Source organism: Streptomyces sp. NPDC000880 (assembly GCF_053599675.1).
In genome coordinates this window covers 24,365-32,480 of record NZ_JBSFMS010000084.1, presented here as the reverse complement: position 1 = coordinate 32,480, position 8,116 = coordinate 24,365, and the positions used below count along the sequence as shown (strand labels likewise).

The following is an 8,116-nucleotide window of genomic DNA, read 5'->3' as shown; positions in this document are numbered from 1 at the left end:
CCTGCTCCGGGCAACAGGCGCGCTGACCTCGGTCTTCCACGCCAGGGCGACCACCGCCACGATCCGTGCCCACCTGATCCATGTTCCGGCCCGGATCGCCCGCTCCGCACGGCGCATCACCCTGCACCTGCCCCACAACTGGCCCCGGCAGCACGCCTGGACGCATATGTTCGCTATCACGCACGGCCCACCCGAACCGGCCTGACAGCGTCCCTGCCCACCCCGCCCCCAAGGGCCCGACCGGAACCCCGATCACGTGGAAAAGCTGGGCAGACCAGCGGATACCACCTGCCTCCACGGCCACCGACCCGAAACCGGCTCAGAAACCGGTCAGAAGATCACTCTCAAACCACGCCGGTGGATCGAGGCTTAGCTGTCGGGGTGGCGGGATTTGAACCCACGACCTCTTCGTCCCGAATGAGGTTCGGTTGCTGATCTTGCCAGCGCGGCTGGCGTTTTCCCAGGTCAAGTGGTGGGTGTGGATCGGTCCGGCGTGGTGTCGCGGGCGTTCGGGGAGCGGATTGGCTCCCAAACGGCTCCCAGGAGGACTTCGGTGGGCGGCGGCCCCATGTCGGCCGCCGCACGACCGTACTCGGCCAGTCCTTCCGGACTACGCACATCCGATCACGCCAACCGATTCACGAGCTCGCAACAGCACATCCGTGTGCCTGGCGGTGGATCCTCAGCGTCCTACTGAGACCGGAGCGGGTCGGGTCGCACCTTCTTGACGACGATCGTGTCCGGGACCAGCTTCTCCAGGTCGTCGACGTCCGAGGTGAAGACGGTGACCTGTCCCTTCTGCTGTCGCGCGATGACGGCGAGCACCGCGTCGATCGCGTACTTGTGGCCGTGCAACTTGGCGTCGGCCAGCAGCCGGCGTGCTTGGCGGGCCTCGTCCTTCCCGATGTCGACGACCTGAAGCCGGGACAGGACCCAGTCCCAGCGCTGTTCGGTCGTTCTGCCGTCGTACGCCTCCACCAGTGTCATCGGGGAGGTCACCACCTCGGCTTCCCCTCGTGCCGCGAGGTCGAGCCAGGCGATCATCTTCCGGTCGCCGCGTACGGCCAGGGACAGGGCTTCACAGTCCAGTACGAAGACACGGAGCGGCCGCTGTCCGTGCTCACCGGCTCGCTTCTTCACGCAGCCTCTCCGGCGTCGTGCTGTCCGGTGGTTCGACGCCGCTCGTGTTCGGCGTCGAGATCCTCCAGCTCGTCGAGCGCTGCCGCATGCTCGTCCTCGGTGACGGGTCCGTGTTCTTCCTGCAGCCAGTCGACCAGTTCCCGGAGCCGGTCCCGGTCGCGCTTGAAGCGCAGCGCCTCGGCGACGTACGCCGACAGGCCCCGCTCTGCCGCATCCGCGCGGATCTCGTCCAGGAGATCCTCAGGAATCGTCACGGTTACCTTCTTCGTCGCCATATAAGAGACCATACTCCTGGTATCACACTCCTTACCAGTGGGTCACGTGATCGACGCCCGACGCTCGGCGATCAGGCGGCCGTGGCGGGGCGTGGGCTGCCGTGAAAGACCTGGCTGGTGTGCCAGGAGCGGTGCATCGGCGCGACGGGGTGGGCGCCTGGTTGAGGTCCGATGAGCGGGTGACCGGCGAGTGCTATGACGTGCTCGCGGGCGGCGGGGCTGTGGCCGACGAAGCGCTGTGAGACCAGGATGCGGTGCCCGTCACTGATGCCGAGGACGCCCTTGTCGAAGAGCTTGTGGTGCAGCGAGCACAGGCACAGTCCGTTTTCGACGTCGTCCGGGCCGTCGAACGCCCACCAGCGCACATGCGCGGCCTCCAGCCCGACCGGCACCGCGCCGATCCTGCCGTCGTAGCCGCAGAAGGCGCACTGATACTCGTAGGCCGTCAGGACCAGCTCCCGCATCCGTGGATCCCGCCGCCTCCGCATGGCCGAGAGCTGTCCGGTCTCCGTCGGCTCCAGCTCCAGGCCGACGGCTTCACACAGGTCGCCGTGGAGCGAAGGCGGGAAGTGCAGGTCGAGCAGGACCCGTGCCATCCGGCCGAGCAGCGACGGCTCTCGCCGCAGCGCCGCCCGCAGTTCTGGCGCCAGCCGCCCCGCGGCTCCGACGTCCCGCAGCTCCCGCAGGCCACTGCCGGGACTGCCCGGTCCGCGATCGGTGCGCACCTCCCACACGCCGTCGCTCACCAGATGGTGGAACGGGTAGGCGGGCGTCGTCCTGTTGGGCGGACCGTACTCGGCCAGCAGCCGGCTGAGGTCGTCCTCCACTGCGCTGTACCGCAGTTCACTGTCGGCATCCTGCTGGAACCGGCCGAGCGCGTACAGGAACAGCAGTGGCTTGTGCGGAGCGCGGGTCCCGCTTCTGCTCCACTGCCTCAGCCTCGCGGTGCGCTCCAGCCAGTCCATGACCGGAGATCGTAGTGGCGTTGGGTGCGGTGGTTTCGAAGGGGCTTGGGGAGCGAGTCGACTCCCAGACACCCTGCGGCGTCAGCCTGGGGCCGCTGGCTTCGTGTCGACGTTGTCCGTTGCGACCTAACGGGCCGTGGCGAGGTGGTTGCGACGGGTCTCAACCAAGTAAGCGTCCGAAAGTGCCGACCCCCTCAGGCTGATGCGCCTGTTCGGCGTCACCGAGCAGACGGCCATGCGCTACGTCACCGCGGCCCACCCCGAGCGCACCGCGAAGTGGCCACGCTGATCACACCAGCGGGGCGCCCCTTCACCTTCCAGTCAACCTCTCCGGCACCACCGACAAATCCGGAGACGACGGCAAGCACACCGAACCTGGCGCCGCCGCCCCGCGGAGTCCCGGCCAGGAGCAGGCCAAGCCTGACGACGGCACTCCGGGCGACGGCGAACACGTTGGCAAGCCGGGCGAGAACAAGTAGGACCCGTGTTTTCGGCAGGGCGTTGGGTCCTGGCACGGATTTCGTGAAGTGGATCGTGCTGCCGTGCGCCGGTGACGCTCCGTCACATGGGCGTTCATGCTGCGGGTGGGTGAGACCTTGCTGGAGTTGGTGCTCCCGCACCTGGTGACGTTGCTGGTAGAGCACGTGGTGGTGGAGAGCGTGAGCACTGGTGCCCCGGCGACGACCGCACAGGCACGACGTACCCCGGCCTGCCGTGGGAACCCAAGTCCAGCTTCCACGCGGTTGCTGACCACAGGGGGGCGGGGCGGCAATGACACCTCCGCCCCACGGTGCGCCGCCAGCTGCGGAATGACAAAGGGCAAAGAGCAGACCCACTCCTTGCCACTCTCAACCTATAGCGCACTGGGGGGCTTGCCGCAAGCCCCAGGTCGTACCGCAGAATGGTCGGCCACGGCCAGAACCTGCTGAAATAACAGGTTCACGAAGTATGCGTGTTGTTGTAGATGTATGGGTTGCTTCCGCTGGCCAGGGTCGACGTTCGTCGAACGGCCTATCAACCACGGGGCGACGGGTTGCGAGCCGGTGGTTGGCCGTCCCGACGTGTAGGGATACGCCCGGGGCTTGTGGCAAGGGCCGGGTTCGTGTGGCGAGGGCCAGCGAAGCAAACGAGAAGCGCGAGAGGCCCGATCGGGCTGAAGGGGAAGGTGAACGGATGGGCAGCTATGTGCTGGGTCTCCGGGAGATCGACCAGACGCAGGCCGCTGTCGTTGGCGGCAAGGGCGCGCACCTGGGAGAGCTTTCGCGCATCGAAGGCATCCACGTGCCGGCCGGCTTTTGCGTGACGACGGACGCCTTCCGGCGAATCATGGAGGACGCACCGTCGATGGGCGATCGGCTGGATCGGCTGTCGCGCTTGAACCCGGACGACCGGGAGGCGATCCGCACGGGTAGCGCGGAGATCCGACGGATCCTCGAAGGGATAGTCGTCCCTGACGATGTGGCGGCGACGATCACCAGGGCACTCGCCCGGCTCGGCGAGCGAGCCGCCTACGCCGTCCGATCGAGCGCGACGGCGGAGGACTTGCCGACGGCCTCCTTCGCAGGCCAGCAGGACACGTACCTGAACGTCGTGGGGCCGGCGGCGATCCTGAAGCACGTCAAGCGGTGCTGGGCCTCGCTGTTCACCGAGCGGGCCGTGATTTACCGGCTGCGGAACGGCTTCGACCACCGCAAGGTCCACATGGCCGTGGTCGTGCAGCAGATGGTCTTCCCGCAGGCGGCCGGCGTCCTGTTCACGGCCGACCCCGTCACGTCCAACCGGAAGGTCGCCTGCGTGGAGGCCGGCTTCGGCCTCGGCGAGGCCCTGGTCTCCGGCCTGGTGAACGCCGACATCTACCAGGTGCGCGACGGCGAAGTCGTCGCCAAGGCGGTCGCCACCAAGCAGCGTGCCATTCATGCCTCGCCGGGAGGCGGAACACAGGAACAGCCGATCGAGCCGGCGCGGCAGGAGCAGCCGGCGCTGCCGGACGCACAGGTCGTGCGACTCGCGCAGCTGGGCCGGCGGATCGAAGCGCACTTCGGCTGCCCCCAGGACATCGAATGGTGCCTGGTCGACGACGGCTTCCAGATCGTGCAGAGCCGGCCGATCACCACGCTGTTCCCCGTCCCGGAGGTCGGTGACCGAGCCAATCACGTCTACGTCTCCGTCGGTCATCAGCAGATGATGACCGACCCCATGAAGCCCCTGGGGCTCTCCCTGTGGCAGCTGACGACCCCCCGGCCGATGTGCGAGGCAGGTGGGAGGCTGTTCGTCGACGTCACCCAGCAGCTGGCGTCGCCGGGGAGCCGCGCCGGCCTCCTCGAGGTCCTGGGGAAGTCCGACCCTCTGATCCGGGACGCGCTGCAGACCGTCCTCGACCGCGGCGACTTCATTCCGTCGCTCCCCGACGAGGGTCCCGGCGAGCCGGTCGTCCCTGGCGGCGCGCCGGCCCCGATCGAGAACGATCCGGCCATCGTCACCGAGCTGATCGGGCGCAACCAAGCGTCCGTCGCCGCGTTGAAGCGCGACATCCGGACGAAGTCCGGATGTGCGCTGTTCGACTTCATCCTGGAGGACATCCAGGAGCTGAAACGGCTCCTGTTCGATCCGCAGAGCCTGCCGCTGATCATGGCGGCGATGGAAGCGACGTGGTGGCTAAACGAGCAACTGCAGGAGTGGCTGGGCGAGAAGAACGCGGCCGACACGCTCACACAGTCCGTCCCCCACAACGTCACCTCGGAGATGGGGCTGTCGCTCCTCGATGTCGCGGACGTCATCCGCCCGCATCCGGAAGTCGTCGCCTTTCTACGCGATGTCTGGGACGAGGGCTTCCTCGACGAGCTGGCCGAGCTCGACGGCGGACGAGAAGCGCGCGACGCCATCGCGGCGTACCTCGACAAGTACGGCATGCGCTGCGTCGGCGAGATCGACATCACCAGGCCGCGTTGGAGCGAACGCCCCACCACGCTCCTGCCCATGCTCCTCTCCCACATCAAGAACCTCGAACCAGGCGCCGGCGAGCGCCGCTTCGAGCAAGGGCGGCAGGAGGCGCGGAAGCAGGAAGAGGAACTTCTGGAACGCCTGCGAGCCCTGCCGGACGGGGAGCGGAAGGCCGAAGAGACCAAACGGAAGATCGATTTCGTCCGGACGTTCATCGGGTACCGCGAGTATCCGAAGTACGGCATGGTCAGTCGCTACTTCGTGTACAAGCAGGCCCTGCTGGACGAGGCCGAGCGCCTTGTGCAGGCCGGCGTGCTTCGTGAGAGGGAAGACATCTTCTTCCTGAGGTTCCACGAACTTCAGGACGTCGTGCGTACGAACCAGGTTGATGACGAGCTCATCTCTCGGCGCAAGGACGCGTTCAGGTCGTATCAAGCGCTCACGCCACCGAGGGCGCTCACATCGGACGGCGAGGCCCTCGCCGGAGCGTACCGACGCGACGACCTGCCGACCGGTGCGCTGGTCGGCCTACCGGTTTCCGCCGGGACCGTCGAAGGGCGGGCCCGAGTCATCCTGGACCTGGCGCAGGCCGATCTCGAACCGGGCGACATCCTGGTCACGGCTCACACGGACCCCAGCTGGTCGCCCCTCTTCGTCGCGATCACGGGCCTGGTGACGGAGGTCGGGGGCCTGATGACCCATGGCACGGTGATCGCACGGGAATACGGCCTGCCGGCCGTCGTCGGGGTAGAACACGCCACGCAGCTGATCCAGGACGGGCAGCGGATCCGTGTGAACGGAACCGACGGGTACATCGAGATCCTCCCCACGACTTGACGAACTGAGCCCCTGGAACCTGTCGAGAACAGACACCGCCTCCTATTCATCTGAACCCGCACGCCCAACCGCCACGAACTGTGGACGGCGTGCGGGTTCACTCGTTTCCGCACTCAGGATTCCGCGAACCCGCGTGCTTCCAACGTGGGCACGCAGGTGACGGCCGCCCCCAACCTGGGCGACGATCAGTGGAGCCAGCTGCTCACCTACTCCGCCGGCGGCAGCGCAGCGTCGTCAAGCAGACGGCTATCCGGACCGGCAACGTCCTGGTGATCGTCTCCGGCTCGCCGGGGCTCGTGGACGCCGACTTGGAGAAGGCGCTCGACAAGGCCCAGGCCGCCTTCTGACCACCCTGCCAGTGTCGTTCGCCACCGACGTGCCGCATGACCTCGTCGCCGCGTTCGTCGACTCCCCCAGTTGCAGCGCACCGGTGCTGCGCCGGGTGTTGGACGACACTCAAGATGCTTGCATGGGCGGCGGGTTGAGGGCATGCTGCGCGCTCCGGCCAGCTGAGGGCTTCCCAACTCATTGAAGCCGGGCCTCCCGTTGGGGAGGCCGGGCTTCGTGCTGCGGTGCCTTGTTCTGGCGTCTGCACGCGCGTCACCGCCCGCAGCTGATAGGGGTGGTCCGCTCTGTGCCCAGTGCTTCCTTCGACGCGGCGCGTTCACGCGGTGAGTGATAGCGGCCATCGTCTTGGACGCCCTGTGCCTGGGTGTCAGAGATTCCAGGATCGGCCCCGGGCCTGGTCACTTCCTCACATTGGTCGTGGCGGGACGGGGGCCGTCGTCAGAAGGTGTTCGGGGTGGAGGGCCGAATCGGGTGGATCATGAGGCCGAGCAGCCGGTCGAACTCGGTTCGGTCGTTCTCGCTCATGAGCTGGACGGCGTTGCCGAGGTTCTTCTCGGTGAGCTGTTCCATGAACGGGGCGAGGAAAGCATGGAAGGCTTCCGGCGCTTCCTTCCGTGTACGGCGGTACTGCCGGTACCGCGCGAGCTGTTCGCTTACCTCTTCGTGTTCGATGCGGGTGGCGGTGAAGGCGAGGGCCTGTTCCTCCTTGCTGAACGGGCGTCCGTCGCGGTGGCTGTACGTGTTGGTGTCAGGCCGGCGCTTGAAGTCCGCGTCGCACAGGAGGGCGACGATGTCGGGTCGGGTCGGGTCGGGGTCGGGGTCGGGTGTCGGTTTCGGGCGTATGGGTGCTTCTCACTGGAGTCGGGTGGGTGCGGCGCGAGCTCGACAGCGCGAGCTCCATCAGCGACGTCCTCGTGTGGCGTCTGCGTCGCAGTGCCCACCTGCCCGGCCTACCCGAAAGCCCCCACGACTCATCCGCCCGAGGCAACCGGCGCACTCCGTCCCCGGCGCCCACCGCACCAGCGGCGACCAGCGCAGTGAACGACTCCAGCCGCTGGCGCTGACCGGCGAAAAAGGGCGAAAGACGACGAAGAGGGCGACGCGGTGGCCTGATCAAATTCGTTTGGCCCCCGGGCATGACAGAGGGCCATTCGCGATCATGCGAATGGCCCTCTGACCTGCGTCGGGGTGGCGGGATTTGAACCCACGACCTCTTCGTCCCGAATGAGGTTCGAGCACGGTTCTTACCTGCGTGGATCGAATCTCCGCTGGTCAGAGACGTGGTGTCGGTTGGTCTGACATGGGCTGGGAAGGACTTCGGGAGCGAGTCGGCTCCCAAAATGGCTCCCAGGAGTCTCAGGAGGGCAGCTCGCGCATGGCCGGCAGGGATCCGTCCGAGATGGCCTCGTCACTCGACTTCCAGGTGACAGAAGAGGCCCTCCGCCGCAATTCGCTGCTGAGTCCGTTCACCGGTGCCGTCGTGGTCCTCGCACCGGCACCGTCGACGCATCCGCCGGCCCCGGCAAGCGACACGTCGTCAGCGGTCTCGATCAGGTGATCAGTCGTCGTGCTCATCAGGTGGCTCCTTCGAGGAGGTTTCCACCTCATGAC

General features: G+C 67.2%; 6 protein-coding genes and 2 pseudogenes. 3 read left to right on the top strand and 5 right to left on the bottom strand.

The features are described 5' to 3' along the window. Positions 1 to 205, top strand: a pseudogene (locus ACWDO5_RS24185) (IS1380 family transposase); the annotation flags it as partial. A 485-nt stretch (positions 206 to 690) separates the two neighbouring features. Here the strand turns inward: ACWDO5_RS24185 and ACWDO5_RS24180 are convergent. The 3 genes from ACWDO5_RS24180 to ACWDO5_RS24170 form a co-directional block, all read right to left on the bottom strand. After that, entirely contained in the window at positions 691 to 1,140 is a 450-nt protein-coding gene (locus tag ACWDO5_RS24180; RefSeq protein ID WP_450532432.1) for a PIN domain-containing protein, read from the bottom strand. Then, on the bottom strand, positions 1,137 to 1,415 hold the full coding sequence (locus ACWDO5_RS24175; protein WP_450532431.1) for a CopG family transcriptional regulator: 279 nt from the start codon (positions 1,413 to 1,415) through the stop codon (positions 1,137 to 1,139). The genes ACWDO5_RS24180 and ACWDO5_RS24175 overlap by 4 nt, the downstream gene beginning before the upstream one ends. Positions 1,416 to 1,486: 71 nt before the next feature. Beyond that, positions 1,487 to 2,380: a phosphorothioated DNA-binding restriction endonuclease gene (locus ACWDO5_RS24170; RefSeq protein ID WP_450532430.1), complete on the bottom strand. Its 894-nt coding sequence runs from the start codon at positions 2,378 to 2,380 to the stop codon at positions 1,487 to 1,489. A gap of 1,173 nt (positions 2,381 to 3,553) precedes the next feature. Here ACWDO5_RS24170 and rph point away from each other — a divergent pair. Then, a complete protein-coding gene (gene rph / locus ACWDO5_RS24165; protein ID WP_450532429.1) occupies positions 3,554 to 6,157 on the top strand; it encodes a rifamycin-inactivating phosphotransferase in 2,604 nt (867 codons plus the stop codon). Positions 6,158 to 6,322: 165 nt separating this feature from the next. Then, positions 6,323 to 6,504: pseudogene (locus ACWDO5_RS24160) on the top strand (hypothetical protein); the annotation flags it as partial. A 439-nt stretch (positions 6,505 to 6,943) separates the two neighbouring features. Here ACWDO5_RS24160 and ACWDO5_RS24155 read toward each other — a convergent pair. Together ACWDO5_RS24155 and ACWDO5_RS24150 are read right to left on the bottom strand one after the other, a co-directional pair. Next, positions 6,944 to 7,075, bottom strand: coding sequence for a hypothetical protein (locus tag ACWDO5_RS24155; protein WP_450532428.1), 132 nt, complete (start codon positions 7,073 to 7,075; stop codon positions 6,944 to 6,946). 786 nt (positions 7,076 to 7,861) lie between these two features. Continuing rightward, the gene (locus ACWDO5_RS24150; RefSeq protein WP_450532427.1) at positions 7,862 to 8,080 is read right to left on the bottom strand and encodes a hypothetical protein; all 219 of its coding nucleotides are present in this window, start codon (positions 8,078 to 8,080) and stop codon (positions 7,862 to 7,864) included. Positions 8,081 to 8,116 lie beyond the last annotated feature (36 nt).